Annotated in this window: 11 protein-coding genes and 1 pseudogene; 4 read left to right on the forward strand and 8 right to left on the reverse strand. The window is 42.1% G+C overall.

What is annotated here, in order from left to right; translation table 11 throughout:
- Positions 1-53: 53 nt before the first annotated feature.
- From CFT61_RS04580 to CFT61_RS04590, 3 genes are all read right to left on the reverse strand, one after another.
- Positions 54-1,310, reverse strand: coding sequence for an ATP-binding protein (locus CFT61_RS04580; RefSeq protein WP_089543288.1), 1,257 nt, complete (start codon positions 1,308-1,310; stop codon positions 54-56).
- Between the two features lie 406 nt (positions 1,311-1,716).
- Positions 1,717-2,589, reverse strand: coding sequence for an IS3 family transposase (locus tag CFT61_RS04585; RefSeq protein ID WP_089543289.1), 873 nt, complete (start codon positions 2,587-2,589; stop codon positions 1,717-1,719).
- A gap of 2 nt (positions 2,590-2,591) precedes the next feature.
- Positions 2,592-3,029 (reverse strand): transposase, encoded by a 438-nt coding sequence (locus CFT61_RS04590; protein WP_089543290.1) that lies wholly within the window; start codon positions 3,027-3,029, stop codon positions 2,592-2,594.
- Between the two features lie 183 nt (positions 3,030-3,212).
- Here CFT61_RS04590 and CFT61_RS04595 point away from each other — a divergent pair, with 183 nt between their 5' ends.
- The 3 genes from CFT61_RS04595 to CFT61_RS04605 are packed head-to-tail and all read left to right on the forward strand — an operon-like array spanning position 3,213 to position 7,017.
- Positions 3,213-3,764: a sigma-70 family RNA polymerase sigma factor gene (locus CFT61_RS04595; protein WP_089543291.1), complete on the forward strand. Its 552-nt coding sequence runs from the start codon at positions 3,213-3,215 to the stop codon at positions 3,762-3,764.
- Between the two features lie 10 nt (positions 3,765-3,774).
- Entirely contained in the window at positions 3,775-4,425 is a 651-nt protein-coding gene (locus CFT61_RS04600; RefSeq protein ID WP_089543292.1) for a DUF4974 domain-containing protein, read from the forward strand.
- 21 nt (positions 4,426-4,446) lie between these two features.
- On the forward strand, positions 4,447-7,017 hold the full coding sequence (locus CFT61_RS04605; RefSeq protein WP_142990563.1) for a TonB-dependent receptor: 2,571 nt from the start codon (positions 4,447-4,449) through the stop codon (positions 7,015-7,017).
- A gap of 81 nt (positions 7,018-7,098) precedes the next feature.
- Here CFT61_RS04605 and CFT61_RS04610 read toward each other — a convergent pair whose 3' ends face one another.
- From CFT61_RS04610 to CFT61_RS16855, 3 genes are all read right to left on the reverse strand, one after another.
- Entirely contained in the window at positions 7,099-7,971 is an 873-nt protein-coding gene (locus CFT61_RS04610) for a tetratricopeptide repeat protein (RefSeq protein WP_142990564.1), read from the reverse strand.
- Between the two features lie 754 nt (positions 7,972-8,725).
- A complete protein-coding gene (locus tag CFT61_RS04615) occupies positions 8,726-10,285 on the reverse strand; it encodes an ATP-binding protein (protein WP_089543294.1) in 1,560 nt (519 codons plus the stop codon).
- A gap of 126 nt (positions 10,286-10,411) precedes the next feature.
- On the reverse strand, positions 10,412-10,564 hold the full coding sequence (locus tag CFT61_RS16855; RefSeq protein WP_153097669.1) for a hypothetical protein: 153 nt from the start codon (positions 10,562-10,564) through the stop codon (positions 10,412-10,414).
- A gap of 237 nt (positions 10,565-10,801) precedes the next feature.
- Between CFT61_RS16855 and CFT61_RS04620 the strand changes: the two are divergent.
- Positions 10,802-11,140 (forward strand): annotated as a pseudogene (locus tag CFT61_RS04620) (HIRAN domain-containing protein); the annotation flags it as partial.
- A 175-nt stretch (positions 11,141-11,315) separates the two neighbouring features.
- Here the strand turns inward: CFT61_RS04620 and CFT61_RS04625 are convergent.
- Entirely contained in the window at positions 11,316-13,364 is a 2,049-nt protein-coding gene (locus tag CFT61_RS04625; RefSeq protein ID WP_089543296.1) for a DUF262 domain-containing protein, read from the reverse strand.
- Positions 13,365-13,373: 9 nt separating this feature from the next.
- Positions 13,374-15,209: a DUF262 domain-containing protein gene (locus CFT61_RS04630; protein ID WP_228115584.1), complete on the reverse strand. Its 1,836-nt coding sequence runs from the start codon at positions 15,207-15,209 to the stop codon at positions 13,374-13,376.
- Between the last annotated feature and the right edge of the window lie 64 nt (positions 15,210-15,273).

The raw sequence follows: 15,273 nt of genomic DNA on the forward strand, positions 1-15,273 counted from the left end.
AATAAGCAAAAGGCTGGACTTCCTCACCCGAAGTTCAGCCTTTTTGTCTGTTATCAGAATTCCAGCAACCATTTCCATAGAGGGATTATCTCTATGCGGCAACCATCCTTCTCTACAATATCCTCCTCGTCCTTTGTCACAACAATCATCCGCTTGACATTCTGGACAGAAGAAAGCTTGATCAGCCCATCTGTCTCCCGCCGGAAAGTATCGGAATCTGCCATAGAGTAGGAAACCTGTATGGCCAATTCTTCTTCCGGAATCACAAAATCTACCTCGGCATTCCTGCTGTTCCAGAAATAGCTGCCGTCACCATATTTCCGCCTGAGCGTGACGGCAACTATGTTTTCCAGCAACGAAGTGTCTGCATCTACAAGAAAAAGATGAAGCAAACCATTGTCAGTAAAATAATACTTGCGGTTGGATTCCTTGTCCTGCAACTTTCCGAACAAATTCTCATACGGCAAAATGAGCCAGGTGTCAGCCATGTAGCCGACATAATCTATCGTGGCATCCGTACTGAGTTTTTTTCCGGTACTACTCACGATACTGGCTATTCTGCTGTAAGATAATGGCTGCTTCACGCTTTCTGCCATCTTGCGAATCATTACTCGCAGGGCATAGTCGTTACGAATCTTATATCGAGCCACCAAATCACCGAAGAAGATTTTACTGAAGAGATTGCTCATCCACGACCTTGGCTCCTTCATCCCCACAGTCTCTGGCAAACCTCCATGCTGGAAATAGATATTAGAGAGTCTTACAATATCCTTAGCGTAAGCATAGAGGGCATTCTTTGCCTTTACATCAATACCGCTCGCCTTCAGATATTCGGCAAAGGAATAGGGATACACCTCATATATCATGTACCTGCCACCGAGTGTTGTCGCTATCTCGCTGCTCAACATCTTGGCATTACTACCCGTGATGTAAACCTGATATTTCTGATCTGCTAACCTGCGGGCAAACTTTTCCCATCTATCTACCAGCTGAACCTCGTCGAGGAAGAAGATAGGACGACTGTCATACATTTCTTCATAACAGGTTTTTATCAGGTCAAGGTCGGTCACATCCAAGGAGTCAATACGGTCATCCTCGAAGTTGAAGTACAGGATTTCCTCCCGCTTATGCCCCTGTTCCAGCAGCTGTGCTATGCGCTGATACATCAGATACGATTTTCCTGCGTGTCTCAATCCTACAAACACGTAATTCTGTCCATCCATGAGCTCTACGTCACGATGAACCAGTTCTACTTGAGTAACATAAGCCTGATACTCAATTATCAGTAATTTAATCAAATCCTTCGTCATAATTCCCTTTCTTTTTACTGAATCCGGTGCAAAGATACACATTTTATCGTTTATAGACGACAAAAACAATAACTTTTTATCGTTTATAGACGATAAAAATGCATAGATTTTATCGTTTATAGACGACAAGCATCATTTTTCAACGCAATCTACATGTCTTATACGTGAAAAAGTTGTCACCTTTAGGATGGTTAAACTAAATATGTTACTATCTATTTTTCTTATCACTAAATGAGTTACGCATTTTTATTTTTATCACTATATGGGTTGTCAGCGAATCCCCATTATACCTAACTAGGTTACTCTTTTTAAGGAGCTATCCCTAGAAAGGTTACGGTGATGATATTCTTTCAAATGCAAAGATACACATTTTCAACTAATTAGAAGAATTTTCCCAAAGATTTTTCTACATTTTCTGCTGTGGCCCCGCTTGAGTATGTACAACAGATGGTGTTTGATTACCGATACTCATATGCGGTCTTTCGTCGTTATAAAACGCAATAATCCTGGTCAGTTCCTTCTTACATACTTTACGAGTAGGAATTGTCATCCTATAAAGCCATTCCGTTTTTAAAATGCCGTTTGCACGTTCTGCTATGGCATTCTCCAAAGGATCTCCTGTTTGAGTCATACTTATTTGTGAGCCATGACTTTTTAGGATAGATACATAATTCTGACTGCAATACTGGCTTCCTCTGTCTGAGTGATGAATGAGTCCTTTTGCAGTTTCTTCATCAATGCTTTTATATGCCATTTTAAGCGCTTCTAATGGATATACTGTTTCTAATGTTGGACCAACAGCCCATCCAACAATTTTATGGGAATACAGGTCTGTTATAAGCGAGAGATAGCACACACCTTCATTGGTTTCAACATAGGTGATGTCACTTGCCCAAATCTGGTTCGGATGGGTAGGAACGACTCCCTTAATCAGGTTTGGGTATTTGCGATAATTATGGTCGGAATCTGTTGTCTTATAGCGCCTACGGCGCTTTATACGTACCATGAGGTCATGCTTACGCAGCATCTCAATAAATGCGTCACGACCAGGGAAGCAGCCTGTATCCTCAAACATCTGTTTCAATATGACATGCAACTTTGCAGCTCCTAAGCCAGGATTCGACTTACGATACTCACGTGCCTTTTCAATGATGATAGACTCAATGGCCTCTTCAGCAAAGCCGTCAGAGACATTGCGCTTATTATATGCTTGCCGGGTGAAACCAAACAGCCCGCATAGAGTGCCTAAACCTTGGCTCTGGCACTCTGTGCGGAGCAAGCTTACTGTTTGGTACCAGATTTTTTTCTCACAGGAATATTGAAGGTTTCTTCTGCGAGATCAATCATGGTGGAGAATGCCTTAGAGCGAAGCTTCTCTAACTCCAAAGCCTTGCGGAGACGCTTAATCTCTGCATCTTTCTCTTTCAACTGCTCATTTGTTGTCTTTGCCATATCGTCACGGTTTTGGTCTTCTGGCGGCAAAGATAACAAATCTTTTTCATTTAAGAACTTATCCATCCAAGAAAATAGCACAGTACGACTGCTTATATAGTATTTCTTGATGATTTCTTCTGCTGGGAGCCCACTCTCCATATACTCTCGAACTATCATGATACGATCATCATCTGTAAAAGAGTAGCTATTCAACTCTACCTCACGGGTCTCAAACCAACCAGTATCCTCATTATACACACGTTCAATTCTTGTCTTACGTTTCATTGTCACTTCTGTTTGTTCCTAAGTGACAACCTTTTTCAGGGAAGTACAACAAGCATCTGAAGAAGGAGCAAGTCCGCTAGAGTAATTTTGACGTTTTAAAAATTTGCATTAAAAAATATTCTGCTAAGGGTTAGGAAAATGAAAATTCGATTGTAATATAGGCAAAAGAAAAGAAATAAAGTAATGCAAATAAACAAAGAAACGATAGAACTGCTCTTCCGGCAGCATTATCTGAGGATGTACCAATTGGCCAGGGTACTTCTGAAGGATGATGCAGCCAGCAAGGATGTGGTGGGCGAAGTCTTTGCCGATGTGCTCAACGGAAAGACTCAACGGGGTCTTGATAACGAGACTATAACCAGCGATTCGCCCCTGCCTTCCACCAACGCCGGGAGCTATCTTCTGGTGTGTGTGCGCCATAAATGCCTCAACCTGTTGAGCCGACAGAAGATGAAAGACCGGGTTCATCATCTCCTGAAAGCCGATACTTCGCCTTCGATAGCTCCCCTGGAAGCGACGATTGCCGAAATAGACAGGGAGACAGAAAAGTACGAGGCAATTCAGACTTATATGGATGCTGAACTCACGCCACAAACCCGCAAGGTACTCGATCTCCGCTTTCGGCAGAAACTGAAATATCGGGAGATTGCTACGGAATTGGGCATCAGCGAAGTGGCAGTTTATAAGCATCTGGCGCAAGGCATCAGAAAATTAAAGCAAAAGTTTAACCCTTAGCAGATTTATTATGGACAAGTTTGAAAAAATACTGGATATCATCGACCATCAGGAGAAGTATTCTGATGAGGAGATTCGTGAAATATTGCAGGATGAGGAATGCCGAAAACTCTATCAGACGATGATGGAAGTGGATTCTGCACTTGAAAGCCCCTCTCCTATTATTAATGCAGATGAGGAATGGGAGAAATTCAGCCAGGAGCATCAACTTCAGGAAAAAGCAACTCATCCTATAACTTCCTGGCGTAAACTGGCAGCATCCATCGCCGGCTTTGTCTTGATTTCGGGTATTGCCTTTGCCGCAATCCATACTTACATCAAGCGCAGCCAGGAACCAACCCAGGTAACCGCAGACACTCATCCGGAAGTCATAAAATCAGATTCCGCAAAGCAGGTAGCAGCAAAGGATTCCCTGACTCATCCGAAACCAGAAAAGCCAGCCATTCACAAGACTTTCGAGAATGTGGCTTTCGAGCAGATGCTTTCTGAAATTGCTTCTTATTATGATTTACAAGTAAAGTTTGAGAATAACGAGGACAAGACCCTCCGCCTCTATTACGAATGGAACAGTCATTCGAGCATCGAGAACATCGTAAAAGAACTGAACCAATTCGAGAATGTAAACATCGAATTGCAACAAAACGAGCTGATTGTAAAATAACAAATAAAAAGCAACATCATTATGAGAAGATTTTCAGCCATCATATTCCTGCTGTGCACGTTCGCCCTGGCGATGAGCGCACAGCACATCCAGCGCAACTATCACGACCGCAGCATGTCGGACGTCCTCATCGACCTCGACAAGGCTTCCAAGCGTTACAAAATCAGTTTCATCTACAACGAACTGGAGGATTTCACAGTTACCCAGAACGTGAAGACTACCAATATTCCCGATGCCATCCGTAAGGTAATCGGTTTCTATCCGATGCAGATGACCGTGGGCGACAGCCTCATCACCGTGGAGTGCATGCGCAAGAGCGAGCGCAAGCTGATAGGCAGACTGATAGACAATCACAATCTTCCTGTAGAATTCGCCAATATCCAGCTGCTCAACCCGAAGGATTCCTCCTTTCTCTGTGGAGGCGTGAGCAACGCCAATGGCGATTTCGTCATTCCCTGCCAGCAGAAACAGGCCCTCATGAAGGTTTCGTTCGTAGGCTACAAGACGATTTGCAAGCTGGTACCTATTGCCCGTATCGGAAATGTGAGGATGCAGGCGAATTCATACTTGTTGAAAGGTGTGACCGTTGAAGCCGCAAGGGTTGTAGAAAAAGTAGATAGACAAATCATCTTCCCTACAAAAGAGCAGGTGAAAACGGCTTCCAATGGTTATGATCTGTTGGACAACTTGTCTTTGCCTACCATTATCGTAAATCGAGCAGAACGCAAAGTTCAGTCATTAAAGGGCGGAGATGTGCAAATACGCATCAACGATGTCAAGGCTAGCATGCAAGATGTATTGGCTTTGCAGCCGGATGAAGTTACAAAGGTGGAATTCATCAATGTTCCAGGACTCAAATATGGAGACAGCAATCTGGATGCAGTCATCAACTACCAGGTCCGCCGACGTTATGCCGGTTATGTGGGTGGAGTTTCTACGATGCAAGGCACCAAGGCAGGTTTCAATAATAGCGACGGTTATTTCAAATACAATGTGAAGAAATCGGAATTCAGTATCAACTACAGTTTCTCCTATCGCTCGGTAGAGGAACGAAGCTATGAGAGTCTCGGTACTTATCATCTGCCCACAGGAGAAACTCTACATCGCAATTATTTAGGTTATGATTCTCCGTTCCTATACACCACCAATAATGTACAGTTTGGTTATAATCTTAGTGAACCAGACAAATATACATTGAATGTACGGTTGAATTTCTACAATCACAACAGTCCTGTGAGAGGCATGAACCAGCTTTATCAGGAAAGCGGCAAGGCAAATCAATATCTGCAAAACAACAGAAAAATGCTGGAGCAGATTCCATCTCTGGACATTTATTATTCGCTCAACATGCCCCATGACCAGAACCTGGCTCTGAACCTGGTGGGTACTTACATCGGCACAGATTACCAATATCGTATGAGGGAATATACGTTCAACAAATCGCCGGAGGAATCTGTAAAGAACGCTCCGCTGACCGATTACAGTTATGATGCAACTGGTAGAAAGCGCTCTCTTATTGGTGAAGGAACATACAGCAAGAACTGGAAACAGATGGCTTTATCGGTAGGTGGACAATATAATATCAGCCACACAGATAACATCTATGTGGGAAGCAGTAATGCTGATACGGAATTGAAGTACAGCAATCTCTATCTTTTCACCCAGCTACAGGGACAGCAGAAGTGGTTCAGTTATCAGGTGGGAGTTGGTGCAACCAGGTCTTCCATCCATCAGGGGGAGAACGGATACAGCAAATGGCTGTTTCGACCACAGGTAACTTTACAGGCAAAGGCTAGCGACCATCTGAGTTTTAAATGGAGCAGCAAAATCACGTCAGACATCCCAAGCCTTTCCGACTTGAGCGAGTTGCGCCAATATTCCAACAGCTTTGAGGCGCGTGACGGCAATAGCGGTCTGAAGCCATTTACCGGCTACAACAATACCTTGTCGGCTTCCTGGAACATTCCGCTGATGTCTGTGTACCTGGAGGGAAACTGGACGTATTACGACAAGCCTATAGCTACTTCTATCTTGCCCGAAAAGCGGGAGGATGGCTCTTATCTCTTTGTGAGCAAACCGGAGAATCAGAAGAGTCATGATTACAAGCACCTGCTGTTGACTCCTGAAGTTCACCTCATCAAGGATCATCTGGATTTGAACCTTATGTGCGAGTATCAGAATGTCAAGACAAAGGGTTTGGATTATTCCCACGAGTTCAATTACTTCAGTTATGGAGCAGAAATTCGGTACATGACGGGCAATTGGAACATTGGCTATGGTGCCTATAAGGTGGAAAAGAGTTTTTGGGGAGAAAAGACAAACGGCGGAGAGCCAACCTCCAATCTTGCCGTAACCTACAGTTATAAGAACTGGCAGTTTGGCGTTCTCGGATTATTCGTATTCTATCCTCATGGCTGCGTGTATAAGGATGAACTTTTCAACAAGTATGTGCAGCAGAAGAACAAGGTACGCCTTGCTGACCAGGGCAACATGCTTGTCTTTGCTGCCAGCTTCAACTTCAGCCATGGCCGCAGATACCATACAGGCAGCCGTAAGCTGAACAATAGCGATAGAGATAATGGTATCAGATAGAATGACGACTTGTAGTTATAAAAAATAATCTTTCTAACTGGGAAAATATTTTTTCCAGTTAGAAAGATGAAATTCTATTATTCAGTATTCGTTATGGAAAACCTTATAGGGGTCCATCTGCTGCATTTTTTCCTTGATTTTCTGCTCTATTCCCTCTGATGGTTCCGGAATTTCGGCACCCATTTCCTTGGCTGCAGCCTCATCCTCGGCAGCACCGGCACTATCACCCAGACTTCTGCGAACCTCGCTGCGCTCGCGATACGCATCAATAGAGAAAGGATTTACCTCCATCACCTTACCGTAGGTCTGTTCAGCCTCCTCCATCTTTCCCTGCGCCTTCTCTACACGAGCCTTCAGTAACAGCACATCCTCGTTGCCCGGAATATGCTCATAGAGGAAAGTTGCATCGAGTTCTGCCTCGGAAAGATGAGCCTGATCCAACAGGATGCTGCCACGAAGCAATCGGGCGGCATAGAAATCCTCACGCTTGCCTATCGCCTCTGTCAGCATCGACACAGCACGGATGGGTTCGCCCAATCCCCGGCAAGCCTTGGCAGAATAGAGATAGGTCTGCAGATTCGATGTGTCCAGGTGAAGAGCCTTATCGCATACCTCCGACATGGCAGTATAGTTCTCCATCATATACGCCACATCCGCCATACGCAGCAACACCGCCACGTTGTCGGTCTGGGCTTCCGAGAGAATCTGCAACTGCTCATAGGCTTTCTGCAGATCACCCATAGAGATGTAAGCCTGCGAGAGATAGTCGCGGCATTCCAAATCATCTGCATTCAGCTGCAGAGCGTGTTCCAAAGACTTGGCTGCAAGGTCAAATTGATGCATGCGGAGAGCACGAACACCATCATATTTCACCATGTCGAAGTCTTTTTCCTTCTCCTGTTTCACTTCCTCAGTAGTCTTTTGGCCACCAAATAGCTTTTTAAATATGTTCATAATCCAACTATTTTTTTAGGTTTTGAATTGTTTGTTGTTGAAATCGTATCAAACGACAGGGCAAAGATACAAATAAAAGCCCAAAAACGCCTGCTTTTTGGAAGAAATATTTTCATTTTTCTGATTACGAGAAGATGGTGACAAACTTAGACGCACGAATACCATCCACATAAACATCTGCTTGATAGGGAGTTAGGATTGTTTTTGATTTCAGTTAAAGGCATCAAAAATCTCAGTCTCAGTTGTCTCAGTTATTTTTCAAGTACCCCCTCTTTTTCTTTTATTCTTATATATATATTATATATTTATATATAATTAATTAATAATCAGTAAGTTACAAAACAGAAGAAAGAAGAGGAATAGAAAAAAGGGGGGAATGATACCCCCTTATTTTTTAACTGAGAGACTGAGACTGAGATTTTTCAAATCAATTGGAACGCTATTTTTTGCATTAACTATCTGACTATTAGTCTTTTAGAAGAAAGCAAATTAGAAAATCTTCCAGATTCCAAATCTTCCAATTAATTTTTCAGCATATCCCTCCTACCCTCATTTTTATATATATTTATATATATATTATATATACAATTAATTAATAATCAACATGTTACACAATATAAAAAAGTAAAGCAGACGGACAAGCGAAAGATGCATACCCTCTTAAAATTAATTGGAAGAACTGGAATCTGGAAGATTTAGCAGGGTAACTGGAACGCAGCCCCAGGGAAATCCCCTCTTCTCTAGAAGGCATTTCTCACTCCACGACCCAATCCGTGATGTTATGCGTAGCACTATCAAAATTAACCCCGACCTTGGTTATAGGAAGACCCGACAAGGCAAAACGCTGGCGATAGTTCTTGAGATTGATCTGCTGCATCGCCACCTGGGCATTCTGGTTAAGTTTCAACTCTATCAAGTAAAGACGAGATTTCGTCATAACCACGATATCAACCCTGCCATTCGGAGTATGTACTTCTACATCTACCATCCAAGCCGTAAGAAGCGAGAAGATGACATAGAACATCTGCTGATAATGCCCCTCATAGTCCGTATTGGCACAATATGGAACCGTGCCCAGGAAAGTCTGCAAATACTGCAGGACCAGTCCCAGGTCTTCCTTATCGAAGGCACGAGCCATATTGCGGGTCGTATTATTGGCATTCTGCGTGTTAGGCGTTACATAGTAAGGAATCAGCGCCTTGGTCAACCCCAGCCGCACTTCTCTGTTCGGAATACCCAAAGTATAGGAATCGTAAGCCTCTTCATAATCCTTGATTGTAATATAGCCACTCTGATAGAGCAGAGGCGTAAGAGTTGTCATCGTTTCTGTAGGCGCATCAAAGTCTGAAACGCCCGCTTCCATGGATTCGGCGAAATCGCTGAAGTTGACACCAAACTTCTTCATCATATTGATGAGATAGGTAGGAGTTCCCGTAGAAAACCAGAATGGCTCTACCCGCTTTAGCGAAAGACTGCTGAGCAAACTGAACGGATTGAAGATATCAGGCGATTCTGATGCAAAATGATAGCCGTCATAATAATCCTTGAGTCGGCTCAGCGTCTCATCCATCGTCCAGTTCTTTGCCTCGGCCAATTCCTGTATCCCCTCTTTTAACCGGGTAAGCATCTCCTCCTTGGTAATACCACAAATGCCCGCATACTCGGGGAGCATGCTGATATTGGTGATGTTGTTCAACTCACTGAAGATGCTGAGCTGAGAAAACTTGGTAATGCCCGTGAGGAATACAAAATGAAGCATGGAGTCAGAATCCTTCAAGGGACTGAAAAAATTGCGAAGAATCTGACGGAGAGCCACCAGCTGGTTTTCCTCGTGCACCACATCCAGGAGGGGCGCATCGTATTCGTCGATGAGAATGACCACCTGCTTGCCGGTTTGCCTATAAACTTGGCTGATGAGATTGAGCAATCTTACATTTGGGTCGGGCGCATCCGTCATGATTCCCCATTTCTCTTCATGCTGTTTCAGAATAAAGAGAAGATAGCGTACCAGCGCATCCTCCTGCATGTGCTTGCCACCCGACAGATCAAAATGCAAGACAGGGTATTCCACCCAATCCTGTTCCAGCCTTTCCATCTCCAATCCCTTGAAAAGTTCCTTCTTTCCTTCGAAGTAGCTTTGCAAGGTAGAGACAAGAAGCGACTTTCCGAATCGACGAGGGCGACTCAGAAAAAGATATTTCTTGCCGGAATGGGTCATCTGATGGATGTAACCGGTCTTATCAACATAGAGATAATTCTTGGTGATAATCTCCGAGAATGTCTGAATGCCTACTGGATAGAATTTTGCTGCCATAATCTGCACCGTTTTGATTTTGGCACAAAGTTAAGCAAAATTTCTGAGAACAACAAGCAAATCGGAGTTAAAAATACAAGATTGGGATAAAGAAAAAAATAAGCTTTCCTTTTGAAAAGGAAATAATTACCGATTTCTTTCCTTTTTAGAAGGAAACTTTCTACATTTGCAGCCGATTGTAGGAATCGACTTTGATGGAATAGGCATCTCGTTCTGCGCCGTGATGATTTCCTGCAAGTTTGCCCTGCGGGAGAAGCGGAAGTGGATGCGCTTATCCATATTCCCAAAGGAAAGCATAAAAATTACTTAAATAAAGCAACTTTTAGAATTTTTTCGAAGTATAGTTAGAAATATTTTCGTATTTTTGCAAAGTATACTTTAAAATATTTCCTCTAAACACATAAAAAAAGACTTGCTGTCCCACGAATTGGCACAAGTGCAAGCTAACTTTGCACACAGAAATCAAAATAGCAAAGTTATGAAGAAAAAAAGTTATTTTTCAAGGAATGTCATCTCGCAGGCCGCCAATATCATGACGCCAATGAAGTTTGGGAAGAGTTGAAGGTCGGCACTCTGCTTGAATTACAAAGAGACCAAGAGAACCCATACGACAAGAATGCAGTCGCTGTGGTTTACTCAAAGGTGGCAGATAACAACGAGAAAGAGGAATATCTGCTGGGCTATCTTCCTCGCACTTCCAATACTGAGATTGCCCAATTATTGGAAATGGGGTGGGCATCTATCTTTGAATGCCGCATCAGCAAAATCAACGAAGATGCCCATTACGAGAACCAAATTCGCTTGACCATTCGCATCAAGCAAAACCAACAAGCACAGAATTGTGTCGAAAGCTAACCCTAATATCGGGTCAGGTCGTAGGGACCTGTATGGTGCGGCGTGGCCTTGACCTTTCTGTGCTTTCCTACAAAGGGACAGGATACGCCTCTCACACGTCGGTCTTCGGATGCAGACTTCGGGAGGATTTCCTGTCCCTTATTCTTATTTACAAAATAATCAGCATCTTATAGTATTATCTTTTCATGACGATTTTAAGCATTCTTTCTTGATGCTCATTCATATCATCCACATTCCATTCCAATCCAAAAGGACGTTTAGCCGTCTCATTCTTAATCCCATCATCATAATTGTCTTGACATATTTGCAACATGATTCTGAACTTTAGAGATGCTGTACTTACTTGATTTGACTTTGAATCCAAATAACGGTTTTTCTTATCAATTGGATTCCAGTCAGAACCGGAGCTATTAGCATCGGAACCAATCATGGCAAAGTTTCCAAAACAATTAATGTCTTCTGAGCTGATAGGTTTATCGCTACCAGCCTTAGCCTGAGGATAATAATGTTCAAGGCTCTTACGAGTTCGAGAGAAATAGAAGTTATTAAATACCTCTAATTCAAAATCACTACATCCCAAATCTTGGAAGAATCCGATACGTTTTGCATCTCCTTTCTTAGCTTTTCCTCCACGTAGCTCCTCCGCATACTTTCTCCATATTTTATAGTCTGTATAATCAAACACATAGAGAGGTATATTGGGCGCTCCCTTAGGATAGATGCGATTAAAGTCGCATTCTACATTTTCCTGTTCTACATTCAGATGTCCATTTCGTATCATCGTGTCATCAAAGCTATTAGGCTTTGGCTGGTTTCTTTCATTGAGTTTTTCCGCATTCAGATACACATCAAAGAAGTACTTATCAGCCAAATCTCTCATAAAGACGAGATAATCACTAATATTATCGTTCTCAAACAAATGGTACAGACAATAGAACAGGTAGTTCTTGCGTTGCTTCGCCGTAAAAGTTACCTCGAACATAGATAGCAACTGTACCAGCTCTGCCTGCACAGGTTTGTCTTCCGACAAATCCTTCAGATAGACAGCATTTCCATTTTTATAGTAACGCTGCAACTTCCACGGGTTTTCAGAAATACGGTCCTCACCGAGCGTATGATGAACCACATAATTATCCAAGAAATACTTAGCCTTCAACAGATTATAAGCAAACCGCTTTACGAAATCGGCCGTGATGTTAATCTTCTCAAACTCATGAAGCAGTTCCTTGTCATCAAGAGATAATTTCAAAGGATCAAATCCTTGTTCCTTCATCCTCGTAATCTTCAACACAATCAAGAGGAAATTAGGAAAGTCTATGATTGGTTGAAATCTATCATTTTCATCTAACGTCGTACTCTGGGGCACAGGCCTAACAGGAGTATTCAACAACTCTGCAATCGTTTTTCTACCCAAAGAATTACCAGCATTAGCTGGCATGTCGGCAAATGCATCAAACGACTCTAAGACGAAACTATCCATGTTCTCACCAAAAACAGTTTTCATATCAGACATTTTTTGCTGAACGTAGAAGCACATATCACTACATGCTTCCCAGATACGGCTGAACTTCTCCATTGAGGTATTATCCCCGATAAATTGTTCACTCAATTTTGCCTTAACAATCTCATGCTTCTCCAGCTGTTCGCCACGAGAGTTCATCACCTCAAAATAATGGTTCAAATCCACATCCTTCGGCACTCGATAATGTATGATATGGACATGATTCAAGAAATACTCTTTGAATTTATCCACATCAGTTTGAGCCAAACCAACAATCTCATTCAATCCTGCTTTTGCGGAATCGAAGCCATTCTTGATACCAAGGTCAGGCATCTCGCCAAGGTCCTCTTTCTCTCCACGCCCTGATAATGCCTCTATCGTCGAAGCTGAAGCTTTTCGTGCCGAATAAGTCAAGCGATTATAAATGTCATGCACTCCCAAAGCTCTAAGTATGATGTAAATCGTAGTCAAACGCTGTTGACCATCTATCACCTCATATTTGTTCTCATCACGCTTATAAGTGACAAGAGTACCTATGTAATAAACCGTTTTGCCCATATCCATAGAATCATGGACATCTTTTATCAAAGCACAAATTTCATCTCGTTCCCACGCATAGTTACGTTGGTAGATAGGAATTACGTATGTAATAGGTGCTCCGTGATTATCACAATAGATTTCCTTGATAGAACACTCTTTCAAAATACTTTTCAAATCTTTCATTGTCTTCTACTATTTATAAAAACGATTTACTTTAAAGAAATAGAGATAATTCAGATAGACTCCATCACCATCACGCCCATCCAAATTCTCGGCATTTGTTCTGCCATTCTTTTTCCCATCCTTTAAGTCGCTATTAGACAAAGGAATTAGCTTGTCTGCCAACACGCTGAGTAATGTAGTGGGAGTATCCTGCCTGGCTATCAACTTGTACATATTAAATGAATTTTTCAAATTCTCATTAGCCCCCATAATGAAATTCTGAGCAGAAAGCCATCCCAGATTTGTATATTGCGCTCTAAGCGAATAAGCCCAAACAAAGGCATAAACGACAAATTGCTCAAATAGCTCCATATCTTCTTTGGTTGGATATGACTCCGGACAGAACCTATCTACATACAGGAGTACCGAAGTATCAAACAGCAATCGAGCAATACCATTGCCTACTCCCTTCTTGAAATAGCGATCCAATGTCTTCACTATAATATTGTCGTTGATATAGAACCCCTCGTACTTGCTATTATCTTGAATGTCCTTTAGTATGGCATAATAATGCTTCGTATATTCAAAGAAAGGTTTGCCTGCTATAATTGGAGCGTCCAATTGAAATGCATTGATATTGCGAGTTCCAGAAACGAATGGCATAGCAGAAGAATTTACCATATCTGCATAACAATAAGCACTCTTATAGAATTGAGCATAAGGAGTTCGTGCAGAACGAGTAATCCCCTTGAACATGTGGATATTACGTTCATCCAACACTTCTGCCCTATTGCCATTTACCCATTCTTTGATACGATACAGATAGTTTCCGAAAAAATCTGCCAAACCACTTTGAGATATTTGTTCCCATCCCTTGACGATTCTTTCAACCTCATTCTCCTCTATACCAATCATTTCACGTAAATGATAAGCTTTCAGCAAATCATGTGGATATAGAGCTTTGCCACGAGCATTCTGAGAATCAAAGAACTGAAAGGCTTCAGAAACGTCAGATGTGACAACAACAATAAGTTCACATCTGTTCTCTACAAATTCTTCCAGTCTTCTACACTCCCGTTCCTTTACATAAAAGTCTTCTTTCTGTTGTTGGCTTGCTTCCAAATCAGGTTTGCTGACGCGTCGTTCCAATGCTCGATAATTATTGGATATATTACGGGCATTATACTCATTATCATATAATTCTTGCTGGAGAAAGGCTATATCGTTCTTCCCCAAAGCCTTTAACAACAAAGAGAACGTAATGATTCTCTGCAAGCCATCAACTATATCATACGAGCCTTGGCTTGATGCTCGATGAAGAATCAGAGTACCTACCCTGTAACTTTCTTTATTTTCATTCATCGCTTCGATAATATCATCAAGCAACTGTATTGCATTACGAGCAGTCCACTTATATGGACGCTGATAGATCGGAATCGACAGATTCACACCATTAATGGGTTCCCCGCCATTCGAAATCGTTTGACGAAGAAGCAAATCACCAACAGTAGTTATAGACAACGTAAGTTTATCCTTTTGGGATTGTTGTTCAACTGATTGTTGTTCAACTATATGTATTTGCGAATTATCGTCTTTCGCCCTATTGATAATGATAGTATTCTCTATGGTATCTCCCATCGTCCAATACTTATACCCATCAATATGAAGATAAGGGAAATTATATTTCCACCATTGTTGTGGAACACCAAATTCTCTTTGTGACTGGACAAAAAAGACGAATTCCTCATCAGACAAGGCACATTTATTCCTCACAATGTACTCATGAGGACACGTAGGCATTGTCTTGGCAAAAGTCCATTGACATTTACCTATCAAACGGCGTAATTTTACTTCATCATAGTTCATATTTTATGAAATTATTTGTTATGTCGGCACAAAGATAAGAAAAACCTGTATCAAATCATAGGAC

Origin of the sequence: Segatella copri (assembly GCF_002224675.1) — a bacterium.
In the GTDB taxonomy this organism is placed as follows: domain Bacteria; phylum Bacteroidota; class Bacteroidia; order Bacteroidales; family Bacteroidaceae; genus Prevotella; species Prevotella copri_U.